This is a genomic window from Actinomadura keratinilytica (genome assembly GCF_039539665.1).
GTDB lineage: Bacteria > Actinomycetota > Actinomycetes > Streptosporangiales > Streptosporangiaceae > Spirillospora > Spirillospora keratinilytica.
In genome coordinates this window covers 26,990-41,713 of the sequence record NZ_BAABDO010000004.1, presented here as the reverse complement: position 1 = coordinate 41,713, position 14,724 = coordinate 26,990, and the positions used below count along the sequence as shown (strand labels likewise).

General features: G+C 74.3%; 12 protein-coding genes. 9 read left to right on the top strand and 3 right to left on the bottom strand.

The features are described from left to right. The first annotated feature begins 40 nt into the window (after positions 1 to 40). The 4 genes from ABD879_RS02315 to ABD879_RS02300 all read left to right on the top strand — a co-directional run bounded on the left by ABD879_RS02315 (position 41) and on the right by ABD879_RS02300 (position 5,080). On the top strand, positions 41 to 1,177 hold the full coding sequence (locus tag ABD879_RS02315) for a bifunctional phosphoglucose/phosphomannose isomerase (protein ID WP_345016907.1): 1,137 nt from the start codon (positions 41 to 43) through the stop codon (positions 1,175 to 1,177). Between the two features lie 43 nt (positions 1,178 to 1,220). Next, positions 1,221 to 2,192, top strand: coding sequence for a cation diffusion facilitator family transporter (locus tag ABD879_RS02310; protein ID WP_345016905.1), 972 nt, complete (start codon positions 1,221 to 1,223; stop codon positions 2,190 to 2,192). 534 nt (positions 2,193 to 2,726) lie between these two features. Beyond that, the gene (locus tag ABD879_RS02305) at positions 2,727 to 4,307 is read left to right on the top strand and encodes a sensor histidine kinase (protein WP_425549614.1); all 1,581 of its coding nucleotides are present in this window, start codon (positions 2,727 to 2,729) and stop codon (positions 4,305 to 4,307) included. Positions 4,308 to 4,399: 92 nt separating this feature from the next. Further along, entirely contained in the window at positions 4,400 to 5,080 is a 681-nt protein-coding gene (locus ABD879_RS02300; RefSeq protein WP_345016901.1) for a response regulator transcription factor, read from the top strand. 61 nt (positions 5,081 to 5,141) lie between these two features. On the opposite strand, the gene ABD879_RS02295 is transcribed toward ABD879_RS02300, so the two are convergent. Then, on the bottom strand, positions 5,142 to 5,540 hold the full coding sequence (locus tag ABD879_RS02295) for a MerR family transcriptional regulator (protein ID WP_345016899.1): 399 nt from the start codon (positions 5,538 to 5,540) through the stop codon (positions 5,142 to 5,144). Positions 5,541 to 5,751: 211 nt separating this feature from the next. Between ABD879_RS02295 and ahcY (ABD879_RS02290) the strand changes: the two genes are divergently transcribed. The 4 genes from ahcY (ABD879_RS02290) (at position 5,752) to ABD879_RS02275 (ending at position 11,016) form a co-directional block, all read left to right on the top strand. Further along, positions 5,752 to 7,182: an adenosylhomocysteinase gene (gene ahcY, locus ABD879_RS02290; protein ID WP_345016897.1), complete on the top strand. Its 1,431-nt coding sequence runs from the start codon at positions 5,752 to 5,754 to the stop codon at positions 7,180 to 7,182. A 408-nt stretch (positions 7,183 to 7,590) separates the two neighbouring features. Next, entirely contained in the window at positions 7,591 to 8,844 is a 1,254-nt protein-coding gene (gene ahcY / locus ABD879_RS02285) for an adenosylhomocysteinase (protein ID WP_345016895.1), read from the top strand. 21 nt (positions 8,845 to 8,865) lie between these two features. Then, positions 8,866 to 9,456, top strand: coding sequence for a hypothetical protein (locus tag ABD879_RS02280; protein WP_345016893.1), 591 nt, complete (start codon positions 8,866 to 8,868; stop codon positions 9,454 to 9,456). Between the two features lie 273 nt (positions 9,457 to 9,729). Further along, positions 9,730 to 11,016 (top strand): M14 family metallopeptidase, encoded by a 1,287-nt coding sequence (locus ABD879_RS02275; protein WP_345016891.1) that lies wholly within the window; start codon positions 9,730 to 9,732, stop codon positions 11,014 to 11,016. A 123-nt stretch (positions 11,017 to 11,139) separates the two neighbouring features. Here ABD879_RS02275 and ABD879_RS02270 read toward each other — a convergent pair whose 3' ends face one another. Beyond that, complete coding sequence (locus ABD879_RS02270; RefSeq protein WP_345016889.1) at positions 11,140 to 12,309, bottom strand: RDD family protein; 1,170 nt, start codon at positions 12,307 to 12,309, stop codon at positions 11,140 to 11,142. Between the two features lie 81 nt (positions 12,310 to 12,390). Here ABD879_RS02270 and ABD879_RS02265 point away from each other — a divergent pair, with 81 nt between their 5' ends. Further along, positions 12,391 to 13,386 carry a stage II sporulation protein M gene (locus tag ABD879_RS02265; RefSeq protein WP_345016887.1) on the top strand — a complete coding sequence of 332 codons (996 nt, stop codon included), beginning with the start codon at positions 12,391 to 12,393 and terminating at the stop codon, positions 13,384 to 13,386. Positions 13,387 to 13,412: 26 nt separating this feature from the next. Here the strand turns inward: ABD879_RS02265 and ABD879_RS02260 are convergent, their stop codons facing one another. Further along, on the bottom strand, positions 13,413 to 14,705 hold the full coding sequence (locus ABD879_RS02260; protein ID WP_345016885.1) for a DUF58 domain-containing protein: 1,293 nt from the start codon (positions 14,703 to 14,705) through the stop codon (positions 13,413 to 13,415). Between the last annotated feature and the right edge of the window lie 19 nt (positions 14,706 to 14,724).

Sequence of the window (14,724 nt, the reverse complement as noted above, 5' to 3'; positions counted from 1 at the left end):
CGGCGCCCCCCGGGGCGCCGCGGAGTCGAGCGGAGACCAGATGAGCGACCCGGACGGGGCGGACCGGCTGGAGGATCCGTCCGCGATCGAGGCCGCCGATCCGGGCGGGATGCTGCGGCAGGTCGCCTCGTCGGCGGCGCAGATCCGGGAGGCGCGGCGGCTGGCCGTCGAGGCGGGCGCGGCGCGGCTGGCCGAGGAGGGGCGCCCGCGCGCGGTGGTGGTCGCCGGCATGGGCGGCTCGGGCATCTCCGGGGACGTGCTGGCCGCGGTGTGCGGCACCGGCTGCCCGGTCCCGGTGGTGACGGTGCGCGGCTACCGGCTGCCCGGCTGGGTGGGCGCCGCGGACCTGGTGATCGCGGTGTCGTGCTCGGGCGGCACGGAGGAGACCCTCGCCGTCGCGGCCGAGGCGGCGCGGCGCGGCTGCCGGCTGATGTTCGTGGGCGCCGCCGGTTCGCCGCTGGCCGACCTGGCCGAGCGGACGCGGGCGCTGTTCGTGCCGGTGCGGTCGGTGGGGCAGCCCCGGGCGACGCTGTGGGGTTTGACCGTCCCGCTGCTGGTGGCGGCGCGGGAGCTGGGCCTGGCGGACGTGCCGGACGCGCTGCTGGAGGCGACGGCCGGACGTCTGGAGGACGTGGCGCACCGGTGCCGTCCCGCCAGTGAGCCGTTCGTCAACCCGGCCAAGCGGGCGGCGCTCGACCTCATGGGCGACATCCCGCTGGTGTGGGGCACGTCCCCCCTCGCGGGCACCGCCGCCTACCGGCTGTGCTGCCAGCTCAACGAGAACGCCAAGTACCCGGGCGTGTACGGGGAGCTGCCGGAGACCGACCACAACCAGGTGATGGCGTTCGACGGGTACTTCGCCCGCCGCTCCGCCGACCCCGGCGACTTCTTCCGCGACCGCGCCGAGGAGGCCGAGCACGGCATCCACCTGGTGCTGCTGCGCGACGCGGACGAGCATCCGCAGGTGCGCAAGCGCCGCGAGGCGTCGGCCGAGCTGGCCGCGGCGCGGGGGGTGCCGGTCACCGAGCTGGCCGCCGAGGGCGTCCATCCGCTGGAGCGGATCGCGACGCTGATCGCGCTGGCCGACTACGTCACGGTTTACTTGGCTATCGCGCTGGGCGTCGACCCCACGCCCGTGCCGGCCATCCAAGATCTCAAAGCGAGGATTGTGGAATGAGAGCTGTGCGGTCCGCGACCCCGGCCAGGACGGGAGGTGCCCGGTGAGCGCGGAGGGCGGAACCAAGGCGATCATCGCCGCGCTGGGCGCCAACCTCGGCATCGCGGCCTCCAAGTTCGTGGCGTTCGTGTTCACCGGCTCGTCGTCGATGCTGGCCGAGTCGATCCACTCGGTGGCCGACTCGGGCAACCAGGGCCTGCTGCTGCTGGGCCGCAAGCGCTCCCAGCGCGCCCGCACGCCCCAGCACCCGTTCGGATACGGGCGCGAACGCTTCTTCTACGCGTTCGTGGTGGCCGTGGTGCTGTTCACGGTCGGTGCGGCGTTCTCGCTGTACGAGGGCGTCCACAAGATCAGCGACCCGCACGAGGTGGAGTCGCCGGGCTGGGCGTTCGGCGTGCTGCTCGTGGCGATCGCCATGGAGTCCTTCTCCTTCCGCACCGCGATCAAGGAGTCCAACGAGCTGCGCGGCGGCAAGTCGTGGGTGCAGTTCGTCCGGCACGCCAAGGCCCCCGAGCTGCCGGTGGTGCTGCTGGAGGACCTCGGCGCCCTGGTCGGCCTGGTCCTGGCGCTGTTCGGCGTGACGATGGCCGTCGTGACCGGCAACGGCGTGTGGGACGGCGTCGGCACCGTCTGCATCGGCGTGCTGCTCGGCATCATCGCGATCATCCTGGCCGTCGAGACCAAGAGCCTGCTGATCGGCGAGGGCGCCGGCCCCGAGGTGGAGCAGCGGATCATCGACGCGATGGAGTCGGTGGACGAGGTGGACCACGTCATGCACATCCGCACGGAGTACCTCGGTCCGGAGGAGATGCTGATCGCCGCCAAGATCGCCGTGCACCACGACGACACGGCCGCCGAGGTGGCCCGCGGCATCGACGCGGCGGAGGCGAAGATCCGCGCGGAGTTCCCGCACGCCCGCCTGATCTACCTGGAACCCGCCCTGGACGAGCCGTCGCGCGGGCAGGACCGGTCCTCCGCGCAGGCGGCCGGGACGGAGAGCGCCGCCTCCACTTGAGGCGCCGCCGGCGAGTCCTCGATCCGGCTGAGATTCGACGATTCGGCGGAGACTCGGCTGAGACGGCCCGCTTGCGTCCCCGCGGACGCGGCGGGCCGTCGCGTGTGCGCGGTCTTGTCGGCCGTGCTCGTCGGCTGTCCATGTCGGCCGCTGTCCATGTCGGCCGCTGTCCATGTCGGCCGTCGTCCGACGGGGCGGCCTCCCTCGCCGGCTCGGCCGAGGCCGCGCCGGTCCACCCCAGCCCAGGCATGACCGGCCGCGCCTCCGCAGAGACGCGCCGCGGCCGAACCGGCAAGGGCGCCTTCCCATGCGTCCGCCCGGACCCCTGAACCGGACGGTTCGGTGTGACCCGCGGCGGCCGCCGAACCCCCTGCGCCGGCGGTCCGCCGCCCGCGGTCACGGTTACGACAGTACGGTCCGCCCCGTCCCGCGCACGTCGTCCCAGAGGAGGGAACCGGGGTCGTCCTCCAGAGGGATCCGGCCGGTCGGCATAACACCGCACGGTGAGGTGCGCCGCGCCGGGCAACGGCCAGTATGGAGAACGTGACCAGTGACCACCGACCGCCGAACGCACCGCCGACCCGCATCGGCCCGACGCTCGCCCACCACGCGTGGCGGCTGTCCGGACGCGTCGTGGCGGGACTGGGGCAGCTGCTGCTGTGGGTCCTGACCGGCATCGGCAGCCTGCTGCGTCCGCTGGCCGCCCGCATCGGCGCCAAGCTGTACGGAACCGCGCGCCGCACCCCGCCCGGACCGCCCGGAGGCCAGGGGGCGCGGGACGGCGGCACCCGCGTCATGGCGCCGGGCGACGCCACCGCCCCGCTGCCCCGCTGGATCAACGCGTGGACCGAGTTCAGCCAGGCGTGGTACTTCGCCCCGCTCACCGGCCTGGCCCTCACCGTCGCGGCGCTGGCCGAGCTGGCGCCGCGCTCCGACTCGCCGATCAGCGTGGCCGCCGGGTTCGCGGTCGCCGCGACGCTGCCGCTGGGCTGGCGCGAGGAGTTCCTGCGGCCGGTGGCGGCGATGGTCCTCGGGGCGTACGCCGCCGGGCTGCTCACCGGTCAGACGCTGCTGGTCACCACGGCGTTCGCCGCGCTCTACACGCTGTACACGCTGGGCCGCCGCCTGCCCCGGCAGTCCACCGGCGTGCTGGCGGCCGGCAGCGTGGTCACCGTCGCCGTCGTGTACCTGGCCACCGACACCCTGGACCGCATCCCGTGGCCCGCCGCCGTGCTCGTCGTGCTGGCCGCCATCGGCCTCGGCGACGCCCGGCGCACCCTGGAGACCGCCGGACGCACCCAGGCGGAGGCGGACGAGCGCACCAGCCAGACCCTCACCCGGCTCACCGCCGTGCAGCGCGAGCAGGCGGTGATGCGCGAGCGGGCCCGCATCGCCCGCGAGCTGCACGACGTGGTCGCCCACTCGGTCTCCATGATCGCCGTGCAGGCCGAGACCGCGCCGTACACGATGCGGGAGCTGTCCCCCGAGGCCCGCGAGGGCTACGCCGAGATCGCCCGCACCGCCCGGGAGGCGCTGGTGGAGATGCGCCGCCTGCTCAGCGTGCTGCGCGCCGACGCCGGCGCCGAGCCCGAGTCGGCGCCGCAGCCGCGCCTGGAGGAGCTGCCCGGCCTGATCGAGCAGCACCGCGGCGCCGGGGGCAAGGTCGATCTGAGCATCCGCGGGGAGCCGCGCATGCTGTCCACGACGGTCGAGCTGTCGGCGTACCGGATCGTCCAGGAGGCCCTCACCAACGCGCGCCGCCACGCGCCCGGCGCCGAGGTCAAGGTGGAACTGACCTATCTGCCCGACAGGCTCTCCGTCCGGGTGGTCGACGACGGCGGCTCGGCGCCCACCATGGTGCTGAACCGGGACGGATCGCCGGCCCGTACCGCGGTACTGGATCCCGAGACCGCCGGGGCCGGTGCGTCCGGGGCCACCCGACTGGAGGGGGCGCCCGCGGCCGAACCGGGCGGCGGACACGGTCTCGTCGGCATGCGGGAACGTGCGACCATGCTGGGCGGGAGGTTCTCCGCCGGGCCCGCCGAGCACGGCGGCTTCGTGGTGGAGGCCGAACTGCCGGTCTCCTCGTCGGATGGGGGACGCGGCCCGGGTTGAGCGAGAGGGGCGGCTGATGCGGGACGGCGGGAGGCGCGGCGGACCGGGCGGGACGCGTCCGTGATCGCCGCCGGCACCCCGGGGAGGTCGCATTGATCAGAGTGCTGATCGTCGACGACCAGACGATCGTGCGCGCCGGGTTCGCCGCGCTGCTGGCCGCCCAGCCCGACATCGAGGTGGTCGGGGAGGCCGGCGACGGCCGCGAGGCGGTGCGGCTGGCCGGGCTGCACCGGCCCGACGTGGTGGTCATGGACATCCGGATGCCCGGCATGGACGGCATCGAGGCCACCCGCCGCATCCTGGAGCGTCCCGGCGCCGACAACGTGCGGGTGCTGGTGCTGACCACCTTCGACGTCGACGAGTACGTCTACGAGGCGCTGGCGGTGGGCGCGAGCGGCTTCCTGCTCAAGGACGCCACCGCCGACGAGCTGGTGTCGGCGGTGCGGGTGGTGGCGCGCGGCGACTCGCTGCTGGCCCCGCAGGTGACCGGGCGGCTGATCCGCGAGTTCACCCGCCAGCGCCGCAGCCGCCCGCGGGCCCCGGCCGAGCTGTCCACGCTCACCGCCCGGGAGACCGAGGTGCTGACGTTGATCGCGGGCGGCCTGTCCAACAGCGAGATCGCCGAACGGCTGGTCGTCAGCGAGCACACCGTCAAGACGCACGTGGCGCGCGTGTTCACCAAGCTGGGCGTGCGCGACCGCGCCCAGGCGGTCATGCTCGCCTACGAGTCCGGCGTCGTCGTCCCCGGCGAGAACGACCTGCGCCGCTCCTGACCCCCGCGCGCGGCGGCGCGTCCGGCGGCCGCACCGGGGGGCGAACGTGCCGGCGGGGGCGTCAGCGGCGGCGCTGGAGGAGGCGCAGCGCCTTCTCCTTCTCGAAGTCGAGGGCGCGGGTCGGCGGCGCCGACAGGCGGCCGATGCGTTCGCCCAGCTCGCGGACGCGCGCCTGCACCTCCGGCTCGGCCAGCACGCGCAGCCCGAAGGCCAGCTCGGCCGGGCCGATGTCGTAGCGCTTCTCCAGTTCGAGGGCGAGCGCCACGGCCCGCAGCTCGGCCTCGCCGAACTGCCGGTGGCCGCCGCCGCGCCGCCCGTCCCGGCCCGGCGCGGTGCCGGCCGGTGCGCCGGGCCGGCGGGGCGCGGAGTCGCGGGTGGCGGGCAGCAGGCCGAGACTCTCCCGGTAGCGCAGCATCCGGGGGGACGTGCCGAGCCGCCGGGCGGCCTCCGTGATACGCATGGCCTCGATTCTGACAAATCAGTGTCAGGAAGTCGCCCTCGGCCGTGCCCGCAGGCCGCGGCCGCGCCTAGACTCGCGACCAGACCGGACCGACGCCCCGTGATCGACCGTCCGCGCCCGCTCCCGCCGGCGGTGAGCCGGGCCCGAGGCGGCGCCCGGTCATCCGATGCCGCGGACCGGGTTCCCGAGTCACCGAAGGAGCTACGAAAGCATGGACTACAAGGTCGCCGATCTGTCGCTGGCCGAGTTCGGGCGCAAGGAGATCCGGCTCGCCGAGCACGAGATGCCCGGCCTGATGGCGGTGCGCAAGGAGTACGCCGCCGCCAAGCCGCTGCGCGGCGCCAAGATCATGGGCTCCCTGCACATGACGATCCAGACCGCCGTGCTCATCGAGACGCTCGTCGAGCTCGGGGCCGACGTCCGCTGGGTGAGCTGCAACATCTTCTCCACCCAGGACCACGCCGCGGCCGCCGTCGTGGTGGGCCCGGACGGCACCGTCGACGACCCCAAGGGCGTGCCGGTGTTCGCCTGGAAGGGCGAGACCCTGCAGGAGTACTGGTGGTGCACCGAGCAGGCGCTGCAGTGGCCCGACGGCACCGGCCCCAACATGATCCTGGACGACGGCGGCGACGCCACCCTGCTGGTGCACAAGGGCGCCGAGTACGAGAAGGCGGGCGCCGTGCCGACCGCGTCCGAGGACGACCCCGAGGAGTGGGCCGTCATCCTCGACACGCTGCGCCGCACCATCGCCGAGAAGCCGGGCCGCTGGACCGCCACCGCCGAGGGCATCAAGGGCGTCACCGAGGAGACCACCACGGGCGTGCACCGCCTGTACGAGATGGCCAAGAACGGCACCCTGCTGTTCCCGGCCATCAACGTCAACGACTCGGTCACCAAGTCCAAGTTCGACAACAAGTACGGCTGCCGGCACAGCGTGGTGGACGGCCTCAACCGCGCCACCGACGTGCTCATCGGCGGCAAGGTCGCGGTCGTGTGCGGCTACGGCGACGTCGGCAAGGGCTGCGCCGAGGCGCTGCGCGGCCAGGGCGCCCGCGTGATCGTCACCGAGATCGACCCGATCTGCGCGCTGCAGGCCGCCATGGACGGCTACCAGGTCACCGTCCTGGAGGACGTGGTCGAGACCGCCGACATCTTCGTCACCGCCACCGGCAACCGGGACATCATCCGCGCCGAGCACATGCAGCGGATGAAGCACCAGGCGATCGTGTCCAACATCGGGCACTTCGACAACGAGATCGACATGGCCGGGCTGGCCCGCATCCCCGGCATCGAGAAGATCGAGATCAAGCCGCAGGTGCACGAGTGGCGCTTCCCGGACGGCCACTCGATCATCGTGCTGGCCGAGGGCCGCCTGATGAACCTGGGCTGCGCCACCGGCCACCCGTCGTTCGTGATGTCCAACTCGTTCACCAACCAGGTCATCGCGCAGATCGAGCTGTTCACCAAGACCGACGACTACCCGGTCGGCGTCTACACGCTGCCCAAGCACCTGGACGAGAAGGTCGCCCGCCTGCACCTGGACGCGCTCGGCGTCAAGCTCACCAAGCTGACCAAGGAGCAGGCCGAGTACATCGGCGTCGACGTCGAGGGCCCCTACAAGGCCGACCACTACCGGTACTGAGCGGCCCGGCCGGGGGCGGACGCCTTCCGCCCCCGGCCCCGTCCCGCGGCCACGCAGACGTCCGGCGCCGTCCCCTGCGCCATGGCTCCGGCCCTGTACGCCGGGGCGCACGTACGCGGCGGCGCCGGACGCGAGCCGAAAGCGGGCTCGGCCAGCGCACGCCCCGCAATGGCCGGGCGCGCCCGCTGCACGGCGTGGTCCGGCGGCGGTCGCGCGCGTCAGGAGCGGCCCGCCGGACGCGCGTCGCCTGCGTCTGAGCACGGCCACCCGGCGGCCGCGCGTGCGGCTGCGGCGGGTGGCGCGCCGCCGACGACGGCCCGCGGCCCGGATGCGGCGCGCGCGGGACGCGAGGCATGTGAAGATCGTTCTGGTTGTGCGGCTGCGGGTGGGCTGACGGAAGGTGGCCGGATGAGCGACATCGCCGACGGGTCGCTGGCGTACGAGGGCGTCAAACGGATCGAGTGGGCCGACCGGGCGATGCCCGTGCTGCGGCAGATCCGCGAGCGGTTCGCCGCCGAACGGCCGCTGGCGGGGCTGCGGATCGCCGCGTGCATGCACGTCACCACCGAGACGGCCGGGCTCATCCGCACCCTGCAGGCGGGCGGCGCGAGCGTGGCGCTGGCGGCGTCCAACCCGCTGTCCACCCAGGACGACACCGCCGCCGCCCTGGTGCACGAGTACGGGGCGGAGGTGTTCGCCCGCGCCGGCACGGACCGCGAGGGCTACTACCGGCACATCCACCAGGCCCTGGAGACCGGCCCCGACCTGGTGCTGGACGACGGCTGCGACCTCGTCAACACCCTGCACACCGACCGCACCGACCTGATCGGCACCGTCCGCGCCGGGTGCGAGCAGACCACCACCGGCGTGATCCGCCTGCACCAGATGGCCCTGGAGGGCGCGCTGCGCTTCCCCGTGGTGGCGGTCAACGACACCGACACCAAGCACATGTTCGACAACCGGTACGGCACCGGACAGTCCACGCTGGACGGCATCGTCCGGGCGACGAACACGCTGCTGGCGGGCAAGACCGTGGTGATCGCCGGGTTCGGCTACTGCGGGCGCGGCCTGGCCGAGCGGGCCCGCGGGCTGGGCGCGCGCGTGGTGGTCACCGAGATCGACCCGGTCAAGGCGCTGGACGCGGCGCTGCAGGGCTTCTCGGTGCAGCCGATGGCGCGGGCCGCCGAGCACGGCGACGTGTTCATCACCGCGACCGGCAACCGCGACGTGGTGGCCGCCGAGCACCTGGCGGTCATGAAGGACGGCGCGATCCTGGCGAACTCCGGCCACTTCGACGTCGAGATCGACGTGCGGGCGCTGCAGGACCTGGCGGTCGAGGTGCACCGGGTCCGCCCGCAGGCCGACGAGTACGTGCTGGCCGACGGGCGCCGCCTGATCCTGCTGGCCGAGGGGCGCCTGGTGAACCTGGCGGCCGCGGAGGGGCATCCCGCCGCCGTCATGGACATGTCGTTCGCCGACCAGGCGCTGACCTGCGCGTGGCTGGCCACCGCGCACGCCGCCCTGGAACCGGCGGTGCACCAGGTGCCCAAGGAGATCGACACCGAGGTGGCGCGGCTGAAGCTGGCGTCCATGGCGATCGAGATCGACACGCTGACCGCCGAGCAGGAGGAGTACCTGCACTCCTGGCGCCTGGGCTCCTGAGCGGCCGGTAGCGTTTCGGACGTGCCGCGCGGAACCTACCTGCACGTCGAGGACGAGGTCGAGGAGCGCTTCCAGTGCGCCCCCGGGCCGGGCGGCTGGCGGTACGTCGGCGAACGCTCCGACGGCCGCCGCACCGACGTGGTCGTGGACGCGCGGTGGCGGCAGATCCGGGTCGAGGTGGTGACCCCCGACTGGTGGATCCGCGGCGGCGTCACCGGCCACCGGGTGGCCTGGGTGCGCGGCGCCCGGGGCGGCGAGGCGGCCGAACACGACGCCCGCGCCTACGGATTCCTGGGGGAGTCGCCGGGGTTCCTCGTGGCGGTCGCGCGGTCGCTGCGCCTGGCCGAGGGAGAGCAGGCCGATGTCGCGCTCGTCCGGCTCGCAGGCCCCGCCCTGTCGGCGCTGACGGTGGCGCAGCGCTGGCGGCTCGCCGAGGTCACCGCCTACGAGACCGACACCGAGCCGCTGCCCGTCGCGCGGTACCGGATCGCCGACCTGGCCACGGGCGAGACCGACGAGATCCACGTCGCCGGGGACGTGGTCGTCGCGGCGCCCGGCGTCGAGCTGACCGACCTGGACTCCCCGCCCCACCTGGGCGGGCTCGGCCCGTGAGGCCGCCTGCCGGCCGGCCCGACTGAAATTTCACCTCCCGCGCGTCGAAAACGACTGAAAACCGCCCAGCCACCTGCGCGAACACTCTTGCGGGGCGGAGTCTGCCCAGGTCGGCGCCGCCATTGTCAAATCCGGCGCCGACGGTCATGGTGTCGGCAACGCGAGCGCTCGCGACCGTCCCGACAACCCCCCAACCCCCTGCCGCGCCGGGCGAACCCGCCCCCGCCCGGGGCCCGGCGCGTGCCGTCGACGAACGGTCAGGAGTAGCCCCCCATGGTCATCCCCCGAAGGTCCCCGCGGCCGCGCGTGCTCGGCGCGGTGCTCGCCGCGCTGGCCCTCGTCCTCCTCGCCCTGCCGACCGCCGCCGGCGCGTCCGCCCCCGCACCCGGCGGCCCCGCCTCCGACCGGTACCTGGTCACCGGGGCGCGCACCGCCGAGCAGCGCACCCAGGTCGCCCGCACCGGCGCGGCCATCGACACCGTCCGGCCGGACGGAACGCTGGAGGTCAGCGCCCTTCCGGCGGAGATCGCCGCCGTCCGGCGGCTCGGCCTGCGGGCCACCGCGCTGACCACGCCCGAGCCCGGCCCGAGCGCCGCCGCCACCTCCTACCACACCTACGCCGAGACGCTGGCGGAGATCGACGCGGTGGTGGCCGCCCACCCGCAGATCGCGCGCAAGTTCGTGGCCGGACGCTCCTACCAGGGCCGCGACATCGTCGGCGTGAAGATCAGCGACAACGTGGGCACGGACGAGAACGAGCCCGAGGTGCTCTACATCGCCAACATCCACGCCCGCGAACGGCTGACCAACGAGCAGGCGCTGTACTTCATCGGCATCCTGACCGGCGAGTACGGCTCCAACAGCCGGATCACCGAGCTGGTGGACTCCCGGGAGATCTGGATCATCCCGATCACCAACCCGGACGGCCAGGTCTACGACATGACCAGCGACACCTCCGCCGGCCGCGGCTGGCGCAAGAACCGCCAGCCCAACCCGACCGCGACCGGCACCGACCTGAACCGCAACTTCGCCTACCGGTGGGGCTGCTGCGGCGGCTCGTCCTCCAACGGCGCCAGCGAGACCTACCGCGGCACCGCGGCCGAGTCGGCCCCCGAGACCAAGGTGATCGCCGACTTCGTCCGCAGCCGCCGGGTGGGCGGCGTCCAGCAGATCAAGATCTTCCTGGACATCCACTCCTACGGCGGGCTGGTGCTGTGGCCGTTCGGCTACACCTACGCCGACACCGTGACGGGCGCCATGTCGGCGGACGAGGCGGCCACCCACCGCACCATCGGCCGCCAGCTGGCCGCCTCCAACGGCTACACACCGCAGCAGTCCAGCGACCTGTACATCACCGACGGCAGCTCGGACGATTGGACGTGGGGCGACCAGCGCATCTTCTCGTTCACCTTCGAGCTGGCGGGCGGCAGCTTCTACCCGTCCCCGGCCAACATCGAGACGCTGACGCAACGCAACCGCGACGCCCTGCTGACGCTCGCCGAGTACGCCGACTGCCCGTACCGCGCCATCGGCAAGCAGGCCCAGTACTGCGGCGCGTGACGCTCACGGTGCGGGCCGCGGCGCCCCGCCCGGCCCGCCCCGTCCCCCGCCGTGCGGCAGACGCGAACGACCACGAGCCCACAGCGTCCCAGCGGCGGTGTCTGCCGGACGCCGCAGGGGCGCTTACGGCGTGCTCGGGGGAGTCGTGGGCGGGCCACCGGCCGGAGGGGTGCCGGGCACAGGGGCCCACGACGGTGTCTGCGGGGCCTGCGCCGGAGGCGCCTGCGTGGGGCCGCCCGCCGGAGGCGCCTGCGGCACGCCTGCCGGAACCGCCTGGGGAGTACCCGCCGTCGCAGGGCCCTGCGGAGCGCCGTAGGCGGCGCCCTGAGTGGCGTTCTGCCGGTGCAGCACGTCTACATAGGGCCCGGAGCCGTAATCGTGCGGAGGAAGGAACTGAGGCTGCCCCGGCCTCGGCGCGCTGAACGCGGGCGGCTGAGGCGGCCCCTGCGGGACGGCCGCGGCCGGAGGCGGCCCGGCCACCGCCATCGCCGGCTCCCCGGGCCACGCCGCGGCGGGAACGGCCATGCGCAGGCGGCGGGCGCGGCGCTGGGCGAGCCGCCACTCGTCGCGGCGGCGGCGTTCGGCCAGCACCGCCGACAGGACGATCTCGGGCCGCACCCCCGCCGGAGGGGGCGGGCTCACCACGGCGAACACCTGCTCGGTGATGCGCTCGCCGAGCGCGTCCCGCACCTCCGGCAGCAGCTCCCAGAACCGGGCCAGGTACTGGCGCGCCGCCAGCGCCAGCCCGTCCGGCAGCAGCGACAGCTCCAGCCGCTGCGCCCACCCGGCCAGCTGCGGCGGCATCACCGCGACCGGCCCGAACACCGGCCCGTGCGGCACCCGCTCCTGGATGACGATCGTCCCGGCGAACAGGTCCCCCAGACGCTTGCCGCGCCGGTTGCCCAGCGAGGTCAGCAGCGCGGGGGCGGCCGCCAGCGACCACAGCTCCACCGTCGCGGCCAGCCCCCGCACCAGCGTCTGCCGGAACCGCACCGGACCGCCGTCGTCGGCCACCACGCGCAGGCCCAGCGCCAGCTTCCCGAGCGTGCGGCCGCGGGAGAGCGTCTCGCACACGCACGGATAGCCCACCAGCACCGCCACCATCGTCGCGATGCTCAGCCCGATGGTCCACGCCTCGTCGGCGACCAGCGAGGTCATGCTCACCAGGGTCAGGCCGAGGTTGAGCAGCGTCATCTGGAGGGCCAGGTCCAGCAGGAACGCGCAGCCCCGGCTGGCCAGCCGCGCCACCCGGATGTCGAGCGCGACGGCCTCACCGGTGACGAGTTCGGCCATGTCCGGTCCTCCAGGGCGGGGGCAGGGACCCCCATTCTGCCCGTTCCGCACGGGTGGCCGGGCAGGCGTTAGTCTCGCCGGGTGGACGTCGATGCCTACATGGCCGCCCATAACGACGAGTGGCGCCGCCTGGAGCAGCTCATCAACAAGAGCCGCAAGCTGACCGGGGCGGAGGTGGACGAACTGGTCGAGCTGTACCAGCGCACCGCCACCCACCTGTCCGTGGTGCGCTCCAGCGCGCCCGATCCGATGCTGGTCGGCCGGCTGTCGTCGCTGGTGGCGCGGGCACGGGCCACCGTGGGCGGGGCGCAGGCGCCGCTGTGGCGCGACGTCGGGAACTTCGCCACCCGCTCGTTCCCCGCCGTCGCCTACCGGCTCAAGTGGTGGTGGCTCGGCAACGCCCTGCTGGGCAACCTGCTGGCCCTGGTCCTCGGGGTGTGGGTGGCGCGCAACCCGGAGGTGCAGACGGCGATCGCGACACCGTACGAGATCCGCGAGCTGGTCGAGCACGACTTCGCCAACTACTACGTCGAGCACTCGGCGGCCTCGTTCGCCTTCCAGGTGTGGATGAACAACGCCTGGGTCTCGGCGGTCGCGCTGATCTTCGGCATCCTGCTGGGCATCCCCACCCTGTACGTGCTGCTGGTCAACCAGCTGAATCTCGGCGTCACGGGCGGGCTGATGTTCGCCCACGGCAAGGGGGACGTCTTCTTCGGCCTGATCCTGCCGCACGGCCTGCTGGAGCTGACCGCCGTCTACCTGGCGTGCGCCGCCGGCCTCAAGATCGGCTGGACGGTCATCGATCCGGGGCCGCGGCGGCGCGGCCAGGCCCTGGCCGAGGAGGGCCGCGCGTGCGTCGCGGTCGCCATCGGCCTGGTCGGGGTGCTGCTGGTGTCCGGGCTCATCGAGGGCTTCGTGACGGGCTGGGTGCACATCACCTGGCTGCGCGTCGGCATCGGCGTCGTCGCGGAGGCCGCCTTCCTGGCCTACGTCGTCGTCCTGGGCCGCCGCGCCGTCCGCCAGGGCGCCACCGGCGACGCCGACCTGACCCCCGACACCGCCCCCGTCTCCGGCTGATCACGGCAGCGAGGAGGGGACGGGGCTCAAAGGCGGCCGGCGGCCTTGAGGGCCAGGTAGGCGTCGGCCAGCGCGGGGGCGATCTCGGCGGGCGGGGCGTCGACGACCTCGACGCCGTAGCCGCGCAGCTCGGCGGTCAGGCGGCGGCGTTCGGCGCGGGCGCGCTCGGCCGCCGCGGCGTCGTAGACGGCGGCCAGGTCGCCGCGGGCGGCGGCCATCTCGTCGACGCGCGGATCGGCGACGGCGGCCACCATGACCAGGTGGCGGGCGGTGAGCCGGGGCAGCAGCGGCAGCAGCCCCTCCTCGATCGCGGCCGCGTTCAGCTCGGTGAGCAGCACCACCAGGCAGCGCTGCCGCACCCGCGACATCAGGGTGGACACCATCCCGGCCGCGTCGGACTCGATCAGCTCCGGCTCCAGCGGAGCCAGCGCGCGCACCATCGCCGGGAGCAGGTCGGTACGGGACGCGCCCTCCACGCGGGCCCGCACGCGCCGGTCGTAGGCGAGCAGGTCGACGCGGTCGCCCGCGCGGGAGGCCAGCGCCCCCAGCAGCAGCGCGGCGTCCATCGAGCAGTCCAGGCGCGGGATGTCGCCGACGCGCCCGGCGGAGGTGCGGCCGGTGTCGAGCACCAGGTAGATGCGGCGGTCGCGTTCGGGCCGCCAGGTGCGCACGACCACGTCGCGGCGGCGCGCGGTGGCCCGCCAGTCGATGGAGCGCACGTCGTCGCCGTCCACGTACTCGCGCAGCGAGTCGAACTCGGTGCCCTGCCCGCGGATCAGCGCCACCTGCTGGCCGGTCAGCTCGCGCAGCTTGGCCAGCTTGCCGGGCAGGTGGCGGCGGGACGGGAACGCGGGCAGCACCCGCACCGTCCACGGGGCGCGCCGCGACAGCTGCCGGGCGGCGAGCCCGAGCGGGCCGGACGAGCGGATCGTCACCGTCACCGCCTGCCGGTCGCCGCGCCGGGTCGGCACCAGCGTGGTCTCGACGCGGCGGCGCTCGCCCGCGGGCACGTCCAGCCGCACCGTGCGGGGCCCGGCGGCCGCGCTCGGCGGCCACACGTCGCGCAGCACGCCTCGCACGCGGCGGCGGCCGGTGTTCTCCACGATCAGCGACACCCGCGCGGTTCCGCCGAGGCGGACGCTGGTGTCGCCCTCCCGGTGCAGGCGCAGCGCCCGCACGTTGCCGGCGAGGGCCAGGTCGAGCGCCACCCCGGCCGCCAGCACACCCCACAGGGCCGCCAGCGTCCACCAGCTCGGCAGGAGGATCGGCACGACCGCGCCGAGCAGCGCCAGCAGCCCCAGCCGTCCGGTCAGCGCCATGCCGTGCTCCCCGCCCGCC

What these genes read in the sequence shown, in the direction of transcription:
- ABD879_RS02315 (WP_345016907.1), top strand. Translation starts at nt 41, where the DNA reads ATGAGCGACCCGGACGGGGCGGACCGGCTGGAGGATCCGTCCGCGATC.
- ABD879_RS02305 (WP_425549614.1), top strand. Translation starts at nt 2,727, where the DNA reads ATGGAGAACGTGACCAGTGACCACCGACCGCCGAACGCACCGCCGACC.
- ABD879_RS02295 (WP_345016899.1), bottom strand. Translation starts at nt 5,540, where the DNA reads ATGCGTATCACGGAGGCCGCCCGGCGGCTCGGCACGTCCCCCCGGATG.
- ahcY (WP_345016897.1), top strand. Translation starts at nt 5,752, where the DNA reads ATGGACTACAAGGTCGCCGATCTGTCGCTGGCCGAGTTCGGGCGCAAG.
- ahcY (WP_345016895.1), top strand. Translation starts at nt 7,591, where the DNA reads ATGAGCGACATCGCCGACGGGTCGCTGGCGTACGAGGGCGTCAAACGG.
- ABD879_RS02275 (WP_345016891.1), top strand. Translation starts at nt 9,730, where the DNA reads ATGGTCATCCCCCGAAGGTCCCCGCGGCCGCGCGTGCTCGGCGCGGTG.
- ABD879_RS02270 (WP_345016889.1), bottom strand. Translation starts at nt 12,309, where the DNA reads ATGGCCGAACTCGTCACCGGTGAGGCCGTCGCGCTCGACATCCGGGTG.
- ABD879_RS02260 (WP_345016885.1), bottom strand. Translation starts at nt 14,705, where the DNA reads ATGGCGCTGACCGGACGGCTGGGGCTGCTGGCGCTGCTCGGCGCGGTC.